Origin of the sequence: Arthrobacter sp. NPDC057013 (assembly GCF_042674585.1) — a bacterium.
In the GTDB taxonomy this organism is placed as follows: Bacteria; Actinomycetota; Actinomycetes; order Actinomycetales; family Micrococcaceae; genus Arthrobacter.
Genome location: NZ_JBHUSE010000001.1, coordinates 106100 through 125586, shown reverse-complemented (window position 1 = coordinate 125586; position 19487 = coordinate 106100). Strand labels below are relative to the sequence as shown.

The 19487-nt window shown below is 67.3% G+C and carries 18 protein-coding genes; 11 read left to right on the top strand and 7 right to left on the bottom strand.

Going from position 1 to position 19487, the window contains the following annotated elements; translation table 11 throughout:
- Positions 1-4: 4 nt before the first annotated feature.
- Positions 5-1369 (top strand): phenylacetate--CoA ligase PaaK, encoded by a 1365-nt coding sequence (gene paaK / locus ACFTSA_RS00590; RefSeq protein ID WP_377948639.1) that lies wholly within the window; start codon positions 5-7, stop codon positions 1367-1369.
- Positions 1370-1459: 90 nt separating this feature from the next.
- Here paaK and ACFTSA_RS00585 read toward each other — a convergent pair whose 3' ends face one another.
- Positions 1460-3649, bottom strand: coding sequence for a multicopper oxidase family protein (locus ACFTSA_RS00585; protein ID WP_377948636.1), 2190 nt, complete (start codon positions 3647-3649; stop codon positions 1460-1462).
- A 316-nt stretch (positions 3650-3965) separates the two neighbouring features.
- On the opposite strand from ACFTSA_RS00585, the gene ACFTSA_RS00580 reads away from it, so the two are divergent.
- The 3 genes from ACFTSA_RS00580 to ACFTSA_RS00570 all read left to right on the top strand — a co-directional run bounded on the left by ACFTSA_RS00580 (position 3966) and on the right by ACFTSA_RS00570 (position 6142).
- Positions 3966-4583, top strand: coding sequence for a TetR/AcrR family transcriptional regulator (locus ACFTSA_RS00580; RefSeq protein WP_314194020.1), 618 nt, complete (start codon positions 3966-3968; stop codon positions 4581-4583).
- A gap of 68 nt (positions 4584-4651) precedes the next feature.
- Positions 4652-5485, top strand: a complete 834-nt coding sequence (locus tag ACFTSA_RS00575) for a DUF427 domain-containing protein (RefSeq protein ID WP_377948634.1) — start codon at positions 4652-4654, stop codon at positions 5483-5485.
- A 249-nt stretch (positions 5486-5734) separates the two neighbouring features.
- Positions 5735-6142: a VOC family protein gene (locus ACFTSA_RS00570; protein ID WP_377948633.1), complete on the top strand. Its 408-nt coding sequence runs from the start codon at positions 5735-5737 to the stop codon at positions 6140-6142.
- 185 nt (positions 6143-6327) lie between these two features.
- Here ACFTSA_RS00570 and paaZ read toward each other — a convergent pair whose 3' ends face one another.
- The gene (gene paaZ, locus ACFTSA_RS00565; RefSeq protein WP_377948630.1) at positions 6328-8439 is read right to left on the bottom strand and encodes a phenylacetic acid degradation bifunctional protein PaaZ; all 2112 of its coding nucleotides are present in this window, start codon (positions 8437-8439) and stop codon (positions 6328-6330) included.
- Positions 8440-8576: 137 nt separating this feature from the next.
- On the opposite strand from paaZ, the gene ACFTSA_RS00560 reads away from it, so the two are divergent.
- The 4 genes from ACFTSA_RS00560 to ACFTSA_RS00545 all read left to right on the top strand — a co-directional run bounded on the left by ACFTSA_RS00560 (position 8577) and on the right by ACFTSA_RS00545 (position 11717).
- A complete protein-coding gene (locus ACFTSA_RS00560; protein ID WP_331572251.1) occupies positions 8577-9002 on the top strand; it encodes a hotdog fold thioesterase in 426 nt (141 codons plus the stop codon).
- Positions 9003-9080: 78 nt separating this feature from the next.
- On the top strand, positions 9081-9830 hold the full coding sequence (locus ACFTSA_RS00555) for an ABC transporter permease (RefSeq protein WP_377948628.1): 750 nt from the start codon (positions 9081-9083) through the stop codon (positions 9828-9830).
- Between the two features lie 177 nt (positions 9831-10007).
- On the top strand, positions 10008-11336 hold the full coding sequence (locus tag ACFTSA_RS00550; RefSeq protein ID WP_377948627.1) for a hypothetical protein: 1329 nt from the start codon (positions 10008-10010) through the stop codon (positions 11334-11336).
- Between the two features lie 84 nt (positions 11337-11420).
- Positions 11421-11717 carry an antibiotic biosynthesis monooxygenase family protein gene (locus ACFTSA_RS00545; RefSeq protein WP_377948624.1) on the top strand — a complete coding sequence of 99 codons (297 nt, stop codon included), beginning with the start codon at positions 11421-11423 and terminating at the stop codon, positions 11715-11717.
- Between the two features lie 19 nt (positions 11718-11736).
- Here the strand turns inward: ACFTSA_RS00545 and ACFTSA_RS00540 are convergent, their stop codons facing one another.
- Entirely contained in the window at positions 11737-13875 is a 2139-nt protein-coding gene (locus tag ACFTSA_RS00540) for a S1 family peptidase (protein WP_377948622.1), read from the bottom strand.
- Positions 13872-14579 carry a tyrosine-protein phosphatase gene (locus tag ACFTSA_RS00535; RefSeq protein ID WP_377948620.1) on the bottom strand — a complete coding sequence of 236 codons (708 nt, stop codon included), beginning with the start codon at positions 14577-14579 and terminating at the stop codon, positions 13872-13874. The genes ACFTSA_RS00540 and ACFTSA_RS00535 overlap by 4 nt, the downstream gene beginning before the upstream one ends.
- Positions 14580-14699: 120 nt before the next feature.
- On the opposite strand from ACFTSA_RS00535, the gene ACFTSA_RS00530 reads away from it, so the two are divergent.
- From ACFTSA_RS00530 to ACFTSA_RS00520, 3 genes are read left to right on the top strand one after another with little or no spacing between them, the layout of a single operon-like run.
- Positions 14700-15551: an SGNH/GDSL hydrolase family protein gene (locus ACFTSA_RS00530; RefSeq protein WP_377948618.1), complete on the top strand. Its 852-nt coding sequence runs from the start codon at positions 14700-14702 to the stop codon at positions 15549-15551.
- Between the two features lie 50 nt (positions 15552-15601).
- A complete protein-coding gene (locus ACFTSA_RS00525; protein ID WP_377948616.1) occupies positions 15602-16033 on the top strand; it encodes an SRPBCC family protein in 432 nt (143 codons plus the stop codon).
- Between the two features lie 34 nt (positions 16034-16067).
- On the top strand, positions 16068-16298 hold the full coding sequence (locus ACFTSA_RS00520) for a DUF6480 family protein (RefSeq protein ID WP_377948614.1): 231 nt from the start codon (positions 16068-16070) through the stop codon (positions 16296-16298).
- A gap of 68 nt (positions 16299-16366) precedes the next feature.
- On the opposite strand, the gene ACFTSA_RS00515 is transcribed toward ACFTSA_RS00520, so the two are convergent.
- The 3 genes from ACFTSA_RS00515 to ACFTSA_RS00505 all read right to left on the bottom strand — a co-directional run bounded on the left by ACFTSA_RS00515 (position 16367) and on the right by ACFTSA_RS00505 (position 19289).
- Positions 16367-17221, bottom strand: coding sequence for a 3-hydroxyacyl-CoA dehydrogenase family protein (locus tag ACFTSA_RS00515; RefSeq protein WP_377948612.1), 855 nt, complete (start codon positions 17219-17221; stop codon positions 16367-16369).
- The gene (locus ACFTSA_RS00510; protein ID WP_377949794.1) at positions 17218-18003 is read right to left on the bottom strand and encodes an enoyl-CoA hydratase/isomerase family protein; all 786 of its coding nucleotides are present in this window, start codon (positions 18001-18003) and stop codon (positions 17218-17220) included. The genes ACFTSA_RS00515 and ACFTSA_RS00510 overlap by 4 nt, the downstream gene beginning before the upstream one ends.
- 74 nt (positions 18004-18077) lie before the next feature.
- Positions 18078-19289, bottom strand: coding sequence for a thiolase family protein (locus tag ACFTSA_RS00505; protein ID WP_377948610.1), 1212 nt, complete (start codon positions 19287-19289; stop codon positions 18078-18080).
- Positions 19290-19487 lie beyond the last annotated feature (198 nt).

The following is a 19487-nucleotide window of genomic DNA, read 5'->3' as shown; positions in this document are numbered from 1 at the left end:
GATCATGACCCTCCACGCCTCAGAACCCGCTGTCGCCGCTCCCGCCGCCACACCCGCCGATGCTGTGCTCGACCCCGAAGAGACCATGTCCCGGGACGAGCTGGAGGCGCTGCAGCTCCGCCGGCTCCAGCACACCGTCGCTTACGCCTACGACCGCGTTCCGCTGTACAAGCGCAAGTTCGACGACGCCGGCATCCACCCCTCGGACCTGCGTGAACTCGCCGACCTCGGCAACTTCCCCTTCACCACCAAGGAGGACCTGCGCCAGGAGTATCCGTTCGGGATGTTCGCCGTCCCGCAGAGCGAGGTGGCGCGCGTGCACGCGAGTTCGGGCACCACGGGCCGGCCCACCGTCGTCGGCTACACCAAGCAGGACCTGGCCGACTGGGCCAAACTGGTGGCGCGCTGCCTGCGCGCGTCCGGCGTCCGCCCCGGCATGAAGGTCCACAACGCCTACGGCTACGGACTGTTCACCGGCGGGCTGGGTGCCCACGCCGGCGCCGAGGCCCTGGGCTGCACCGTGATTCCGATGTCCGGCGGCCAGACCGAGCGCCAAATCCAGCTGATCCAGGACTTCCAGCCGGACGCCATCCTGGCCACCCCCACGTACCTGCTGACCATCGCCGATGCCATGGCCCACATGGGCATCGACCCCACGTCCACCTCGCTGAGGTACGCGGTGCTTGGCGCCGAGCCCTGGACGCAGGAGATGCGCCACGAGCTCGAGGTGACCATGGACATCAAGGCCTGTGACATCTACGGGCTCTCCGAGGTCATGGGCCCCGGCGTCGCGGGCGAATGCGTGGAGACCCAGGACGGCAGCCACATCTGGGAGGACCACTTCCGGCCGGAGATCATCGACCCCTTCAACCCGGCGCCGGGCCAGGAGAACGTGCTGGGCGACGGCGAGCACGGCGAACTGGTGTTCACCTCGCTCACCAAGGAAGCCCTGCCAATCATCCGCTACCGCACCAAGGACCTTACCCGCCTGCTTCCGGGCACCGCCCGCCCGGCACACCGCCGGATGGGACGCATCACCGGCCGCAGCGACGACATGATCATCCTCCGCGGCGTCAACCTCTTCCCGTCCCAGATCGAGGAAATCGCCCTTCGCATCCCGGAGCTCAGCCCGCACTTCCAGCTCGAGCTCACCCGGCCCGAGGGCCAGCGGATGGACCAGCTGACCGTAAAGATCGAGCGCCGTGACAATGTCACGGCCCAGGACAGCACGACGGCGGCCCGGACCCTGCGCGAGCAGATCAAGATCCACGTGGGTTCTTCGTGCACCGTGGATGTGGTGGAGCCCGGCTCGCTCGAGCGTTCCAACGGCAAGCTGCGCCGGATCTACGACCTGCGCCCGAAGGGATAGGCCGCCCTCCTCCGGGCACTGCAGGCCGGGATCCGTCCCAAGACGGGTCCCGGCCTGCACTTTCATGGGCGCTCTGGGTTCAGGGGCCGGTCACGGCGTGATCGACCAACCGAACATCATGGCGTGGTCCTCGTGGGCCAGGTTGTGGCAGTGCGCCACATACGGGCCCACGAAGTCCCGGAAGCCGCGGTAGACGATCACCGACTCACCCGGATCCAGCGCTGCCAGGTCTTCCTTGGAGACGTCGTCCGGGTGCCCCGAATCCGCGGCGCGGGTCACGTCCCTGCCATTGCGCATGACGGTCCGGTGCTCCTCCATGTGCAGGTGGAAGGGATGCACCCAGCCACCACCGCCGTTGCGGAGCTCCCAAAGGTTGAAGCTGCCCGTCTTCTGCTGGGCCAACGGCGTACGGCCGGCCCGGTTTGGGAGGCTCGCCGGCACCTTCGCCGGATCAAAGGGCTTGCCGTTGATCAGCCATTCGGTCTCCCCGCCCGCGCTGCCGCGCTTCACCTCGAAGATCAGCCGGTTGTCCAGCATGCTCTGCCAGTTGCCCGGCAGCGGCGGCAGGGGGCGGAGCGCCGTGGGGATCTTGCTGTCGTCCGGCGCCGTATCCCCGATCACGAACTTGAGCACCGGGACTCTGTACTTCGGATCAGGGAAGAACCGGGACGAGTTGCTCCACATGCGGCCGTTGGGCATCTTCATCACGTTGGTGAGGTAGACGACGTCGCCCTTGGTGGTGGGTGTTCCGTCCTGGTACTTCGTGAAGTCGATGATCACCTCGCGTCGCTTGGCCGGCCACAGCTCAAAGGAGTCGCGTTTGATCGGAACGGGCAACAGCCCGCCGTCGGACGCTATCTGGGTGAACTGCATGCACTGCTGCCCGTCCGGGATACGGTACTGGCCCTCCAGCTCGTCATCCTGATAGCCGAGCGACGCGGACGATTTGGGGCCCTGGGTGGAGCTCATCAGCTTGAACTCGTAGATCCTGGACACCGAGGCATCCAGGAACCGGAAGCGGTATTTGCGCCGCTTCACCTCCATGACCGGAGAAGCTGTGCCGTTCACCGTGAAGATATCGCCCACGAACCCGTGGCTGGGGAAGTGCTTGTAGAACGTCTTACCCCACCATTCCGGATGCGTGGCCGGGTTTTTGGCCGCCGGAAATTCGCCCTGGACGTCGTGGATGTCCTTGTGGATGGTCACGCCGTCATCCAGCCGGCAGTCGTAGAAGACCAGCGGGACGTCGTACTTCACGTCGAATGACCCGTCCGGATTGTTTGTCCGGACACCCGGCAGCCGGAGGCCCTGGCGTTCGTCGCCCATGTCCGTGCCGTTCTTCGGGTCATAGATTGGATAGATGCCCACCATGCCCTTGTAAACGTTCGAGCCGGTGTGGTCCATGGTGTGGTCGTGGAACCAGAAGAAGCTCTGCTTCTCCCGCTCGTCGCCGCCGGCGGGCCAGTTCAGGTACAGGTTGTCGACGAACATCCCCGGCCGGAAGCCAGGATGCTTCGGCCCGGCCACCATCGAGTAATGCGGATTGCCGTCGCTCTCCGGCGCCGTGTGGCCATTGTGCAGGTGGGTCAGGAAGGACAGGTCCGGCGACCCGAAGTCCTGGCGGTCCAGATTCATCGGATTCTCGTCCAGATGGTTTTCGAACCGGACCAGCACCGGCTTGCCGTACTCAGCGTTGATCATGGGCCCGGGAAACGTGCCGTTGAAGCCGTAGATGGTGCTGAGCGGAAGCGTGCGCTTGATGCCCGCCTCGATCCTTCTGCCGAAGGAGTCGAAAGACCGCGTCGGATTGCCGTCTGAGTCGATCGGCAGCACCTGCGACGTGGTGAATTTATGGGTCCGGAGCAGCACGTTGATCTTGTAGACAACGGGGTCCGGAAAGCCGATCCGACTTGGCCAGAGCTGGTGCTGCTCATTGCGCAGCGAGTTCTGCTGGCCCGGTCCGGGTCCGGGTGGATTGTTCCACGTGTCCACCACTGATTTCGGCACCGGGGCCAGCGCCTTCGGGATCGGCAGCGGGTCGCTGAACGGCGAAATGATCAACGGGCTGGTCGGGTATTTTTCAATGTAGAAGAGCTCATCACTCAGGGCCGTTGACGTGGCGGCGAATGCTCCGTCGGGCGACAGGAGTCCTCTTCGGGCCAGCAGCGGGCTGGCCCACGTGTGTGCTGCCGCAAGCGCCGCGCCGGCTCCACCGGCCGCACCCAGGCGTATCAGCGCCCGGCGTCTCAGCCCCTTGGTGTTTTCAGGTTCCTCAGACATAGTCCGCGCCTCCTTGGCATGGGGCATGTGCCAACTCCACTGCCCCGGTCGTCAACCCAATATGTTTGGTTATGAGACCGAATCCTGGCCGCGGGACCTCGTTGTCCCGTGAGCCGCTTTTCCTGCCGCTACTCCCCTGGCGAAAACTGTGGGGTCCGTACCTTGGGAAAATACTGATGGCCAAGCGTGCAAACCCTCCGAATAGGCGGTCTGGCGCCGTCCTGAATGCCCAGGTCCGCGTCACGAGCTGGCACTCCGGGGCGTGTTGTTTTCGCCTGTGCCGGGATTACCGAACGTTCATGAGAAAATAGCCCGTATGCCGAGTACAGCAGCCAGCACAGCAGCCCCCACCAAACGCGGCCGTCCGGGCTACGACCAGCAGTCCGTGCTGCTGATCGCCGTCGACGTCTTCAACCGCCACGGCTACGATGCCACGTCCATGGGCATCCTCGCCGAAAACCTGGGCATCTCCAAGTCGGCCATCTACCATCACGTGCCGTCCAAGGGGGACCTGCTGAAGCTCGCCCTGGACCATGCCCTCGGCGGGCTGGAGGCCATCCTGGACCAGCCGGGGGCCACCTCGGGTGCGGCGGACGCGCGGCTGGAGTTCGTGCTCCGCCAGACCATCGCCGTGCTGGTGGAGCGGCTGCCCTTCGTCACGCTGCTGCTGCGGCTGCGCGGCAACACGGACATCGAGCGCAACGCCATGGAACGCCGCCGCGCCTTCGACCACAAGGTTGCCGGGCTGATCTCCGCCGCCCGCGACGAGGGATCGCTGCGCCAGGACATCGACCCCCGCACCGTCACCCGGCTCCTGTTCGGAACCATCAACTCGATCGTTGAGTGGTACAAGCCGGGCGGTTCGCTCTCGCCGGAAAAGCTGGCCGACGACGTCATCACCATGGCGTTCGACGGCCTGCACGCCAAGCCCTGAGCCAGGCCCCCCGGGCCCCTCAACAATTGGGCGTTGACGCCGGGCGTCCGCGTGCCCACGCTGAAGGCATGGCCACGAAACTGTCGGAGCTGCTGTTCGGCGCATTTCCCGATCTGCGGTATCAGCCCACCTCCAAGAGGATCCGGGCAGGCATCGACGGAAGTCCCGTCGTCGACACCCAGGAAGCCCTCCTGGTCTGGGAACCGAAACGCGTCACCCCGGTGTACGCCGTCCCCGAGAAGGACCTGCTGGCACGGCTGGAGCCGCCCGCGCCCGGCGGGGACGGCAGGCCGGATGAGCTTCCCGTCCGGCTGTCGGCCGACGCCCCGCAGTCGCTGGACCCGCGGACCGGGTTCCGGCGGCATACGGCCGACGGCGAGGAGCTCGACGTCGTGGCGTCTGCGTTCACCGTGCCGCGGGCGGCGTTCCGGCCCTCCGATCCGGATCTCGAGGGGTACGTCATCCTGGACTTCGGCGCGTTCCACTGGCTTGAGGACCACGAGGAAATCATCGGCCACCCGCGGGACCCGTTCCACCGCGTGGACATCCGCGCCACGCTCCGGCACATCGAAGTAAAGCTCGACGGCGTGCGGCTGGCCGACACCGTCGGCGCCCACCTGCTGTACGAGACGCTGCTTCCCGTGCGGTACTACATCCCGCCCGAGGACGTCCGGCTGGACCTGCTGGAGGCGAGCCCGCACCGGACCGTCTGCCCCTACAAGGGTGAGGCCAGGTACTGGAGTTACCCTGAGTCCGCCAAGGGCAGGAACATCGCCTGGGCCTACGACTCGCGGTTCATCGATGCCCGGCAGATCCACGGGCTGGTCTGCTTCTTCAACGAGCGCGCCGACGTGATTGTGGACGGCGAGCCGCAGGAGCACCCGGTCTCCCCCTGGTCCTGACGCGTATCTCGCCTTTCACCGATTCCCCAAGACCCTCTCTCACCTTCCGCAGGGTTTCCCAAGACCCTCTCTCACCTTCCGCCGGGTTCCCCAAGACCCTCTCTCACCTTCCGCAGGGTATTTGGCAATGCGTCATCACACCCTGCCGGGTTTCCTGAAACGCGTCCTCATGGTGCCGGGCAGCGGGGAATTTCCCCCGATCTTTCGGGGATTTCCGGGCGTAAAATGACCCCCGTAGGAGGTGGCGAAATGACCCTAGCACTAAGAACAGCCACAACCATCCTGCCTGTCGATGATCCGGACCGCGCCCGCGGGTTCTACGCGGAAACGTTGGGCCTCCCACACCGTGGCAAGGCAGAGGATGGAAGCGATTTATTCGGCAACGCTGACGGCCCGATGCTGCAGCTGATGCCTGTGAAAGACGGAAAGCACTCCGAGCACACCACATTGAGTTTCGAGGTTACGGACATCGAACGGACCGTCCAGGACATGGAGTCCAAGGGCGTCCGTTTCCAGGACTACGACCTCCCTAATTTGAAGACCGATCACCACATCTGTACAACCGACGCCGAGAAATGCGCCTGGTTCATGGACACCGAAAACAACATTCTCTGCGTTCACGAGTCGCTCGGGACCCAGGCTGAATATCAGCTCTGATCCATCGCATCGTCGCAGGTTCCAAACCCTCCCTCACCTCGGTGAGAGAGGGTTGGTCTTGGGCAGCGAAAGGTGAGAGAGGGTCCGGGGAAACCCGGCAGGAAGTGAGAGAGGGTCCGGGGAAACCCGGCAGGAAGTGAGAGAGGGTTTGGTCTTGGGCAGCGAAAAGTGAGAGAGGGTCCGGGTTACTTCTCCACGAGGGTGAGGACGTCGTAGGTGGCCACGATTTCGTCGTTCTGGTTGGTCAGGACGGCGTCCCAGGCCACCTCGCCGTATTCGTCGGTTTCGCGCGGGGTGATCTTCTTGGCGGTCAGCGTCACCCGGATGGAATCGCCGGCGGCCACGGGGGTGATGAAGCGCAGGTTCTCCAGGCCGTAGTTGGCCAGGACCGGGCCCGGCGCAGGCTCCACGAACAGCCCCGCGGCCCAGCTCAGCAGCAGGTAGCCGTGAGCCACGATGCCCGGGAAGAACGGGTTGGCCTCGGCGGCCTCCTGGTTGGTGTGGGCGTAGAAGGTGTCGCCGGTCGAGTTCGCGAAGGCGGAGATGTCCTCGAGCGTCACCTGCCGCAGGTCCGAGCGGACGGCGTCACCGATGCGCAGGGTTTTCAGCGACTTGCGGAACGGGTGGGTGCCCTCGGTCTCCACGGTGAAGTTGCGGTCGGCCCCGGTGTGCCAGATCCCGGTCACGGCGGTCAGCATGTTGGGCGAGCCCTGGATGGCGGTGCGCTGCATGTGGTGCATCACCGAGCGGATGCCGCCCAGTTCCTCGCCGCCGCCGGCACGTCCCGGTCCGCCGTGGACCAGGTGCGGGACGGGAGAGCCGTGGCCTGTCGACGAACGCGCGTCCTCGCGGTTCAGCATGAGCACCCGGCCGTGGTGGGCCGCGATGCCGGTGACCAGTTCCTGTGCCACGGAGGGATCGTTGGTGCAGACGGAGGCGACCAGGGAGCCGCCGCCGCGGGCGGCGAGCCGGACGGCGTCGGGAATGTCCTTGTATCCGATCACCGAGGACACCGGGCCGAACGCCTCCAGCGAGTGGACCGGCTCTGCCTCCGCGTCAGCCCAGCTGAGCACGACGGGAGACATGAAGGCGCCGCCCTCGACAACGCCAGTGGCGCCGTCCGCGCTGGTGACCGACGGCGAATCGAGGGTTCCGTACGCGAGCTCGCCGCCGGCGTCGAGCATGGACTGCACGGCGGCCCGGACATCGGCGAGCTGTTCGAGGGAGGCGAGCGCACCCATGGTGACGCCCTCGGCCCGGGGATCGCCCAGAACCACGCGCTGATCCACCCGGGCGCCGATGGCGGAAACGACGGCGGGCACCAGCTCCTGCGGCACAATGGCGCGGCGGATCGCGGTGCACTTCTGACCGGCCTTGACCGTCATCTCGGTGACGACGGACTTGATGAAGGCGTCGAACTCCGGCGTACCGTCCACTGCGTCCGGGCCCAGGATGGCTGCGTTGAGCGAGTCGGTCTCGGACGTGAACCGCACCCCGCCCAGCACCACGTTCGGGTGCGACCTGAGGGACTGCGAGGTGGACGCCGAGCCCGTGAAGGCCACGAGGTCGCGGTAGTCCAGCACATCCAGCAGACCGCGGACCGAGCCGGAAATCAGCTGCAGCGAACCCTTGGGCAGGATGTTGGATTCGATGATGGCCTTGACCACGGCCGCCGCGACGTAGCCCGTGGGGGTGGCCGGCTTGACGATGGTGGGGACGCCGGCGAGGAACGCGGGGGCGAGCTTCTCCAGCATGCCCCAGACCGGGAAGTTGAAGGCGTTGATCTGCACGGCGACGCCGGGGATGCGGGTGTAGATGTGCTCGCCGGCAAACGATCCGTCCTTGGACAGCACCTCCATGGGGCCGTCCACCACCACCTGGGCGTTGGGCAGCTCGCGCCGGCCCTTGGAACCGAACGTGAACAGCACGCCGATGCCCCCGTCGACGTCGATCATCGAGTCGATCTTGGTGGCGCCGGTCTGCGCGGAGAACGCGTAGAAATGCTCGCGGCGGGCGTTCAGGTACTGCGCGAGTTCCTTGAGCTTGAGGGCACGCTGGTGGAAGGTCAGCCTGCCGAGTTCGGCCTGGCCGGTGGTGCGGCCGTAATCCACGACGGCGGCCAGGTCCAGTCCGTCGGTGCTCACCTTGGCCAGGATCTCCCCCGTGCTGGCGTCCCGGACCGCGACAGCGGAAGCTGCCGAGCCGGCGTCGGGAGTCCACCAGGAATCCCGCACGAAACTGGGGACGGTTTCCACGGTGTCCAGGGTGGCTTCGGGGGCTGTGGCGGTGGTGGTCATCGTTGACGGGTCCTTCCAAAGGGGGACAAATCTGATCCGGCCAGAACATTACTGACCGTCCGTTCGGTAATATGTCTACAGTACATGAATGTGCCCCGCTGCACACTAGCGGCACCGCACACTACCCAAGGAGAGCCATGAAGCCCGACGCCCCCGACGCAGAACTGACGGACCTGTGGAAGATCACCCTCGGCGAGCTCGACGAGAAGATGGGCGTGAAGATCGTCGAGGAGTCCGTCGAGCGCGTCGTGGCCACCATGCCGGTGGAGGGGAACCGGCAGTCGTTCGGCCTGCTGCACGGCGGCGCCTCGCTGGCCGTGGGGGAGGCGGTGGGTTCGTGGGCCGCGGTGATCCACGCCAGCACCCTTGGCAAGACCGCCGTCGGCGTCGATGTCTCCGCCACGCACCACCGGTCCGCACGGAGCGGGCTCATCACCATCACGGCCACACCCATCCACCTCGGCGGCACCCTGACCACCCACGAAGTGCTGATCACCAATGAGGCGGGTCAGCGGCTGTGCACGCTGCGGATCACCAACATGCTGCTCGCCCCGAGGGCCTGACGCCCTCCGGACCGCCTTCCGCCGGACTGCCTCCCCGGACAGCCGCCATCCAGCAGCCGCCCCGGTTAGGCTGATCTGGTGACCGAGCTTGCCAGCCTGACGCCCACCCTGATCGCGGTGGGCCTCCTGATGGCGCTGACGGCCGCCGTCCTCAAAGGATTCCGGGTTCCGCACGCTTTCGCGCCGGCCCTCGCCATCCTCCGCGGCGCCGCCCAACTCGCCGCCGTCAGCCTGATCCTCGGCGCTGTGATCGCCAGCGCCGAATGGGTGGCCGTGGCGCTGGGCGTCATGTTCACCGTGGCCGCCGTGACCGCCGCACTCCGCCTCGCCTGGTCCTGGCGGCACCTTGCCGTTGTGGCCGGCTCGATGGCCGCCGGCATCCTCGCCGCACTGGTCATCGTGTTCGGCACCGGAGCCATCGAGTTCACCTCCCGCTACGCGCTGGCGATCGGCGGGATCGTCGTCGGCAATTCCATGGCGATTGCCGGGCTCGCGGGCCGCAGGTTCAACGAGTCCGTGATCGACCGCTGGGACCAGGTGGAGGGCTGGCTCGCGCTGGGCGCCACTCCGAGGCAGGCCACCCGTGAGATGGCCCGCGGCGCCGTGTACTCCGCGCTCATTCCGACCGTAGACCAGACCAAGACGACGGGCCTGGTGACGCTGCCGGGCGCCTTCGTCGGGGCGATCTTCGGCGGCCTTTCACCCCTGGAGGCGGGCCGGTTCCAGATCGTGGTGCTGGCCTCGATCATGGCCGCGGGATCGGTCACCGCCATCCTGCTCATCAGCCTGCTGGCCCCCGTCCGCCTACGCCCGGCACCGCTCCCCTAGGCGGCTCCCCTCCTGAGTACGACGGCGGCCCTCCCCCGGGTGCCACCGCCCGCCTTCGAACCCGGCACCCGTTCCGTTGACATTACGCCGGGCGCTTTATACTCTGGCCGCTCCGGACCAGAGGCAGCGGCACTCCTGGGCCGGGCCCTACTGTCCCGCCTCCCGGCAGGTGCAATCATGAGCACACGTTCCACCAGGGCCGCCGCCGCACTGGCGGCTGTCCTCTTGCCGGTGCTGCTGGCGGGCTGCGTCTCGGCGGCGAACCCCACAACGCCGTCCACGCACTACTACGTGAGCGCGGTGGGAAGCGACACCAACTCCGGGACATCCCCCGATTCGCCCTGGCAGTCGCTGCAGAAAATCAACGACACGGCCTTTAAACCCGGCGATTCCATCAATTTCCGCAGGGGTGACGAGTGGATCGGCAACGTCGTTTTGGACGAAAGCGGAACCCCGACGTCGGCCATCAAACTGAACGGCTACGGAAACGGGCCCCTGCCCACCATCACCAGCGGAGAGGGCGGAAACTGCTTCCGGCTGGACGGCAGCTACATCGAGGTGGACGGGCTGCGGGCCACCAACTGCGGGTACGCGGGCTACAACGTCTACGGCGACCACGTGGTGGTGAAAAATTCCGAGGCCTCGGACAACACCGCCGGAATCAAGGTGGGCACGGGCTCTGACTTCGGCAACTACACCAACAATGTCCTGACGGACAACAACGTCATGAACGTCAACACCCCGGGAACCAAATGCGGCACTCCGGAGGCGGCCAACTGCACCGACGACTCCGGCGCATTCGGCGTACTGATCAACGGCAACGACAACGAATTCTCCGGCAACACCGTCACCGGCTCCACCGCATCCTCCTACGACTTCAGCCGGGACGGAAGCGCCTTCGAGATCTACAACGGCAGCCGCAACAACATCCACCACAACAAAGCCATCGACAACAACGTGTTCTCAGAGATCGGGCGCTCCGACGGGGCAGCCGACGGGAACGTCTTCCGCTACAACCTCATCCGTTCCTCCTGCGGCGCGGAATGCGCCGAAGCCGCAGGCCTGATCATCCGCGGCCCGGACACGAAGTTCGGCCCCACGAACGGCACGATCTTCGAGTTCAACACCGTGTGGCTGGACGGCAGCCACTCCCGCGGCGTGGTCTGCCACGCGAACTGCCCCTCCTCCACCGTCATCCGCGCCAACATCCTCGTCGCCGTCCGGGACGCCCTCTGGCTGGACGGATCGGGCTGGACCGAACAGGCCAACGTGGTCAACGGCCCCAGCAACGTCCCGCTGGACAACAGTTCGACCACGGCTCCCGCGGAGCTCGTCAATCCCCCTGACGACCTCCACCTCACCGGCGCCAGCCCGGCAATCGACCGGGCCGGCAGCAGCCCGTCCGGAGTGGACCTGGACCAGGCCTCCGTACCGCAGAACGGTCAATGCGCCGGGCCCGGACAGTCCGACGCCGGCGCCTACGAATACAAGCCGTCCAACTGTTAGCGCGGGGCAGGTCAGCCCTTCCGCGCGTCGCAGCGCAGGAAGATAATCAGGTATCCGCTCTGCACACCAATGGAGGTGGTGGATGTGTCTGTGTACACAATGGGTATCTGGCTCGTGAAGCCGGGGCGCGAGGACGAGTTCGTGAAGGCCTGGAAGGACATGGCCGACAAAACCCACAAGGATTATCCGGGCGGCCGGGGCCTCCTGATGCGAGACCGAGATGTCCCCAACCGCTTCATCAGTACCGGGCCGTGGGCGTCCCTCGAGCAGGTGGAACAGTGGCGGTCATCGGCTGCGTTCACCGAGGGCCTGGCGTCGATCCGTGACATCATCGAGCACTTCGAGCCGCACACGCTGGACGAAGCCGCCACCATCGGCTGAGCCTGTCTTCGCCGCGGGCCTAACGCCTGCCGCGGCGGCGCACGGCTACCAGCAATACGACACCGAGCAGCAAAGCTGTCCCCGCCCCGGCAACGGCGACGGTCAGGCCCGATATGCCCGTGTCGGCAAGCATCGGCGGCACCGTGTTCGGGTCCGGGGCTGCAGCACCGTCGGGCCCTCCGGCAGCGGCGGGGCCGGCGGCGGCAGGAAGCACGGCCACCACGGACGGCTCCGGCGCCGGGGTCAGCACCGCGGGCCCGCCCTGTGCGGCCGGCGGGGACGCAGCCGGCGACCCGGCGGGGTCGGGGGTGCCGGCGGGGTCTGAGGTGCCGGCGTCGGAATCTCCGGGCGTCTGCGCCGGGGCTGTGCTGAATGTGCCCGGTTCCGAGCGGCTGAACCCGTTCACCGTCTGCGCGGTGAACTCCGTGGCGGAGCCGGGCGCGCTGAACGACCAATTGCCGGCGGCGTCGACCTCCACGTCGAATGGTTCGCTGCCCGGGAACGTGATCCGGACACGGGTTCCGGCCGGAACATCGGTGGCCGGGGCAGTGGCCAGCCGGCCGGTGATCCGCTGACCCGAAGCGATCGGTCCTGCCGGAAGTGAGCCAGCCAGGACCGGCTTGTTCAGGAAGACCCTGAGCTGCACGCCCGGGAGGACTGACATCGAATCCTGCAGCGTGGCCGCGACAGCGAAGTTCTCGGCGGAGTCGCTGGAGTTGCCCGCTGAGTGCGTGCCCACGGCGTAGTTTCCGCTGATCCACGGCCCGCCGGAATCACCACCGCTGGATTGGACGGACGTGGAGAGGAAGCCGCTGAAGGACCGCAGGTCGGCCGGGTCCCCCGAGCCGCCGCCCACGATGTAAATCCCCACCTCATCCACGGTGCCGCACGACCAACCGGCGGTCCGCCCGGAACGGCAGACGGACTGTCCCACAAATGGCGACGTCATGCCCACGATCTTCACGGAACCTGTCCCGAGTCTGGCGGGGTCCTGCCAGGTGGTGGTGGCCGGCAGCGGATCGAGGTCCGGCCGGATGGACCCGATGACAGCGATGTCGTTCCCCGGCGTGCCCGGATTCTCCGGGTCCGCGACCGTCGAGTTCCCGGGCCCGCCGAACTGGCTGAAGCCGAAAGTCCCGAGTACGCCGGTGACCGCATTGTCGGCCGCGAATCCGCCAGCGGGATCCCCTGCCGGCAGGGTCACCTCGGCGAGCCGTGCGGCGCCGTCGTCGGCACAGTGGCCAGCGGTGAGGACCAAGGGCTTGCCGTCGGGGCTGAACGCGCTGAAGCCGGCGGAACAGACCACTCCGCCGTCGATCCGGTACCCCTGTCCGCCGAAAAAGTCCTCCTCCGGAGCCAGCGGTTCGCCGGATTCGAGGACCACGTTGGCATACTGCTCCACGAATTCCGACGGCGACAGTCGCCCGCCGCTCACCACGCCGGCCGGAGCCGGAGCCTGGCTGGCCGTGGGATCGGCAGCGTCTGCTTGGGGCTCGTTTACCCCGCCGGTTCGGACGATGAACTTGCCGTCCGCCTCCGCCACAGCCTGGAGCCCAGTCGGCCCCACTTCGCGGAGGTACGCCTGGTAGAGCTGCCGGACGCTCGCGGCACGAAGGTCCTTCGCGGGTTGCCGGGCCGCCGTGTTTCCGGCCGCGGGCTCCGGGGAAGCGAGCACAAACTCCTGGCGGGCCGCGGAGTCGGCCGCGTTGAGTGCATCGACAGCCCTGGCCAGGCCGGGGCCGGTACCTGAAACCACGATCTTGCCGCCGTGCAGCATGATTCCGTCGAAGCCAGAGACCTCGCGGAGCGTGTCCAGGGCGGCCGCCGCACGCTTGCCCTGCTCCCCTGCCGCGTTGAATTCCTCAAGCGTCATGCCCAGGTCGCGCAAAACGGCTTCGGCAAGGCCCGCCTCTGTTGCGCCGGCGGCCGCTGTACCGGCGGCCGGTGTGCGAGCCGTCGATGTGCCTGCAGCCGGGCCTCCCGGATCCGCAGCCGGGGACGGCACCGCCGGCGGGGCGACAGCTCCGCCGGCCTCCGCCGTCGTCGTGCTTTCCAAGGCAGCGTAGGCGGGCGCTGACGCGAGCGGGGCGCCCAGCGCCACCGCGGCCGACAGGGCGAGTGCGCGCCGGAGTGCCCGGGCGGGTGCGGGGGAAGTCACAGGGCCACCCTGGCGCCGAGCGCGGCCAGCACCGCTTCCAGCTCCGGCTCGGTGACGCCGTTGCAGAGCAGGTATTCGCGGGTGTTCAACCCCCGCACGAAGTCCAGAACCTTGGCGCCGCGGGTCTCCAGGAGCGGGGCAAGGGTTTCTTCGTCGAGGTAGCGTTCGTGCGGATGGGGCGGCCACATGGTCCGGTGGCGTTCGTTGATGCTGCGCATGGCGGCCTGGTAGCTGGCCACGATCTCGGCGTCGCTGGCCCCGGCAAGGTCCTGGAGCATGGCGGCGATCATGCCGCTGCGGTCCCTGCCTGCCGAGCAGTGGATCACCACGCCGCCCGGTGCGGCGGCCACGGCCTTGAACACGGCGGCGAGCCTGTCAGGAAAGAGGCGGGCGTTGGCGGCATAGTGTGCGGGGTCGTTCAGGTAGGGGTCGCACAGGGCCTTGAACTCAGGGTTCTCCCGATCCTCGGTGGGTGCCAGGACGACGTCGAACACGGCGAGTGCCGCGCCCACGTCCGGATCGCTGGGCCGGCGCTGCCGTTCGCCGGAGTTCCGGAGGTCAATAATCGTGCGGATGCCGTCGCGGTAGGCTTCCTTCCAACCTGCCTCGGTGAGCCATTCCCGCCGCCCCATCCGGTAAACGGAGCCAGCCACGAGCCACGCGTTCACCGCCCCGTCCCAGCTGACCTGTCCCCTCGCGTTCACGGAGCCAGCTAACCACACCTGCCCCTGCAGCCGCACGCATTGACGGCGGGCGTACCCTTGGACAATACCTTTGGACACCAGGGGCGCCGCTCCATGGTCTGAGCGAATATGGGGATTCAGATGACAGCCAGACAGCCTTTGCGACAGCGGATTGCCCGCCTCACCGGTGTCCTCGCGGCGCTGGCCATCGCCGGCGTGACCGCCGCGCCGGCGTCCGCGGACCGGTTCGATTCCTACGTGGCGCTGGGCGATTCCTACGCCGCCGGCCAGGGCGCCGGACCGTACGCGGACGCCTGCCTGCGGAGCGGCCACAGCTACCCGGTGCTGCTGGACGCGGCGCGCAAGATCGGCCTGACCGGGAATGCGGCGTGCAGTGGAGCCACCACCAGCACCGTCCGGGCGGAGCAGATCCCCGCGCTGAGCAAGAAGGTGGACCTGGTGACCGTCACCGCCGGCGGCAACGACCTGGACTCCATCGGCGCGCTGGTGATCTGTTCGCAGGACTCCGGCGCGGCGTGCACCGCCGCCCTGGCCCAGCGGGCCGCCGTCCTGCAGACCGCGCTGACCAACCCGGCGGCGAGCCCGTTCTTCCAGGATCTTCTGGCCATGCTGAACGACGTCAAGTCAAAGGCACCGCGTGCTGACATCTACGTGACCGGGTATCCCCTGCTGTTCGAGCCGGGCGCCGGGCCCGCTGCTGATCCGATCAACGGGCTGACGCAGCAGCTGAACGCGGTCATTGCCAAGGCAGCCCGGCAGGCGGACGGCGGCCGCGCGAAGGTCGAATACGTCGATGTGGCGCGCGCGTTCTCCGGCCACGGAATTGGGTCCGCGGAGCCGTGGATCGTGGGGCTGCCGCCGATCTGCACCGCTTCCGCCACCTGCGGCAGCCAGACCGCCGATATCTTCCACCCGACGGCCGACGGCTACGCCAAGGGGTACGCCGCCTCCATCCGGGCGGCGATCGACTAGGCGGCGGCCAACACCGTGTGCCCGGCGCCGCGCGTGGCTAGGCTGGTGTCATGATCACAGTGTCGGGCACTGTCGCTTCATCCCTGCCGGCGCGGACTGCGTTCGCCTACCTGTCTGCCTTCGAGCACACCAGCGACTGGGACCCTGGCACAGCGGTCATGGACAAGCTGACCGAGGGGCCTGTCGCCGTCGGCCACCGCTACCATGCCGAGGCCGTGTTCCGTGGCAGGCGCCAGCCCATCGAGTACGAGGTCATCGAACTGTTCGACAACCACATCAAGCTCCGGGGCGAACACCGGAACCTCGTGGCCTTTGATTCGATCGACGTGCGGTCGCTCAGCTCCGGTTCCGAGATCCTGTACACGGCCCAGTTCAGCATCAACTGGCCCTATAAGCTGCTGCAGCCGTTCCTCACTCCACAGTTCAAGAAGCTGCGCGACCCTGCCCTGAACGGGCTGCGGCAGAAACTCGAGTCGCTGTAGCCCGCCAGCCGCAAATCCAGCAAAGGAGGACCCCGTGAGCAGCCAGAACCCCGATCCCCTTGAAGACCACCTCACCGGGCTGGAACCGGGCGGCGGAGTGCCGCCCGGGGAAACACCGCCCGCTGAAAGCTCCACCGGAGGACCGCAGGGGCACGACGAGGGAGGACCGCCACGTGGGACCCAGGTGGCGGTGCTGGTCCTCATCGGAATCGTGGTGCTGCTGTGCCTGCTGTTCTTCGTCGGCTATATCGTCGGCCTTCTATAGCACGCTCTCCTGTAAGCGCGCCGGTCCGCTGAAGGCTCGCCTGCGGGCAGTCAGGCGTGCCCCGCGGGTCAGTCAGCCCAGTCGAAGAAGCCCTTGCCGGTCTTGCGTCCCAGTTCGCCGCGGGCCACCTTGTCCCGCAGGATCTGCGGCGGCGCGAAGCGCTCCCCCAGCGTCGAGTGCAGGTATTCGGCGATGCCGAGGCGGACGTCCAGGCCCACAATGTCGGTGGTCTTCAGCGGTCCGGTGGGGTGCCTGTAGCCCAGCACCATGGCCGCGTCGATGTCCTCCGCGGAGGCCACTCCCTCCTCCACCATGCGCATCGCCTCCAGCGCGATCGCCACGCCCAGCCGCGAGGACGCGAACCCCGGGGCGTCATTGACGACGACGGCGGTTTTGCCGAGCGCTTCCGTCCAGCCTTTCGCCTGGGCCGCCAGCTCGGGCGACGTCTCTTTGGCCACGACGACCTCGATCAGGGTGGATGCGGGCACGGGATTGAAAAAGTGCAGCCCAACGAAGCTGGCCGGCCGCTGCAGTTGGGCGGCAAGGTCTGTGACCGAGAGCGAGGACGTGTTCGAGGCCAGGAACGCGTCAGGTGCCAGTTGCGCCTCGACTGCCTTCAGGGCGCTGACCTTCAGCCCGAAGTCCTCCGGAACGGCCTCCACCACGAGGCCGCAGCCGGCGAATGCGGAGTAGTCGGTGGACGTGCTGAACCGGACCAGGACTTCCTCCGGGGTTCCGTCCAGGGCGCCGCGGGATGCGGACTTGGCCACGGCCTCGGTGACCCGGGTGCGGGCGCCGGCGGCAGCATCGTCGTCGCGCTCCACCACCACCACGGTGGCACCCTTGATGAGGAATGCGTGGGCGATTCCTGCGCCCATCCGGCCGCCGCCGAGGACTCCGACGTGCTGGGGAATGGCGGTCATGGTTTGGTCCCGTCTGTGATGGTGTTCTTCTTGCCTGGGTTCTTCCTGTCCAGGAAGGCCTGCATCCGGTCGAACTTGGCCTGCGACTCGAACAGGAGTCCCTGCGCCAGCTGGTCGATCAGCGGGTGCGCCTCCGCCGGGGCGTGGAACACCGACTTGGTGATCCGGACGGCCAGCGGGTCCTGCCGGGCGATGCGGTCGGCCAGCCGGTGGGCGGCATCCATGAGCTCGGCAGGCTCGTGGAGTTCGGTGACCAGATTGACGGCGAGGGCCTCCTCGGCCTTCAGCACCCGGCCGGCCAGCAGGATTTCCTTGGCCACGGGCTCCCCCACGAGTTCCTTCAGCCGCCAGCTGGCACCGGCGGCGGCCAGGATGCCGAGGCCGGTTTCCGGGTTGCCGATCCGAATGGCCGGGGTGCCGATCCGGAAGTCGGCAGCGTACGCCAGCTCGGCGCCGCCGCCCAGGCAGTAGCCGTCCAGCGCGGCGATCACCGGCATGGGCAGCTTGGCGATCCGCACAAAGATGGTGGAGTTGATGCCCTGCAGTGCGTCGTCGCGGCGCCGTTCCCGCAGCTGGGCGATGTCCGCGCCGGAGGCAAAAACTCCCTCCGTGCCGGCAATGATCAGGACTTTCGGGGTCTTCTCCAGCTCGGCGCACACGGCATGGAGCTCGTCCACCATCTGCTGGTCGATCGCATTCCGGACTTCGGGGCGGTTGAGGAGCACCACCACTCTGTCCCCGCGCTCCTCGACCAGGAGGGTGCTGAACTCCTGGGCGCCCAAGTGTCCGTTCGCGCTGTCCTGGGCCGTTTTGTCCTGGTTCGTGCTGTCCTGGTTCGCGTTCTCCTGCCCCGGCACTAGACGCGCTCCAGCAGCATGGCCGTGCCCTGGCCCACGCCGATGCACATGGTGGCCAGGCCGATCCGCGCGTCTTCCCGCTCCATCCGGCCCAGCAGGGTGATGGCGATCCGGGAGCCGCTGGAACCCAGCGGATGCCCCAAAGCGATGGCACCGCCGTCGTTGTTCACAATGTCCGGGTCCAGCCCAAGGCGCCGGACGCTCGCCAGGGACTGGGTGGCAAACGCTTCATTGAGTTCGACGGCACCAATTTCACCGACGCTGAGCCCGCTCCGCTTGAGGACTTTCTGGGTTGCCGGGACCGGGCCGATGCCCATGATTTCCGGCTCGCAGCCGGCGGAGGCGCCGTCGATGATGCGGGCGCGCGGCGTGAGGCCCAGCCGCTGGATTGCGGCTTCGGAGGCCACGATGATGGCGGAGGCGCCGTCGTTGAGGGAGGACGAGTTGCCGGCTGTGACCACCGAGCCGCCGGGCACGACGGGGCGGAGGCCTGCCAGCACGTCCATGGAGGTTCCCGCGCGGGGCCCCTCATCGGTGTCCACCACCGTCTCGGACTTGCGGGTCTTGACCGTCACCGGAACGATCTCGTCCTTGAAGCGGCCCGCCTCGATGGCTGCGAGCGCCCGTTCGTGGGAGCGGACGGCGAAGGCGTCGGCGTCCTCGCGGGAGATGTTGTCCACGCGGCCTACTTCCTCGGCGGTTTCCGGCATGGAGAACGTCATTTTGCCCCCGCGGGACAGCTCGCCCTTCGTGAACAGCGGGTTCACGAAGCGCCAGCCGATGGAGGTGTCGAAGATGTCTCCGGGCTTCGCGAAGGCCGTCCGCGGTTTCTCCTGGACCCACGGGGCACGGCTCATGGACTCCACGCCGCCGGCCACAACGATGTCCGCGGCCCCGGACTTGATCATCTGGCTGGCCATGATGATGGCGCTCAGGCCGGAGGAGCAGAGCCGGTTCACGGTGATGCCCGGGATGTGCAACGGAAGGCCGGCCAGGATGGTGGCCATGCGCGCCACGTTCCGGTTCTCCTCACCGGCGCCGTTGGCGTTGCCGAGAATGACCTCGTCGATCGCGTCCGGATCAACGCCCGCCCGGGCCACGGCCTCGCGCACCACCAGGGCGGCCAGATCATCGGGCCGGACCGCCGAGAGCGCCCCGCCGTATCGTCCTACCGGGGTGCGGGCACCGCCAACCAGAAAAGCCTCGACCATGAGAACATCCTTTTCGCAGAAGCTGGGCGGTCGGAAGCGAATAAATTACCGACCGTTCGTTCTATAAAGATTACACGGTGCGGGCAACCGGTCAACGGGACGGGAGTTTTTGTGCAATTTTTGGCAGGTTGGGTGGCAGGAATGGGGGACAAATAGTAAAAAAAAAAGCAACACCCCAAAAGACGGGGGACGCCGACG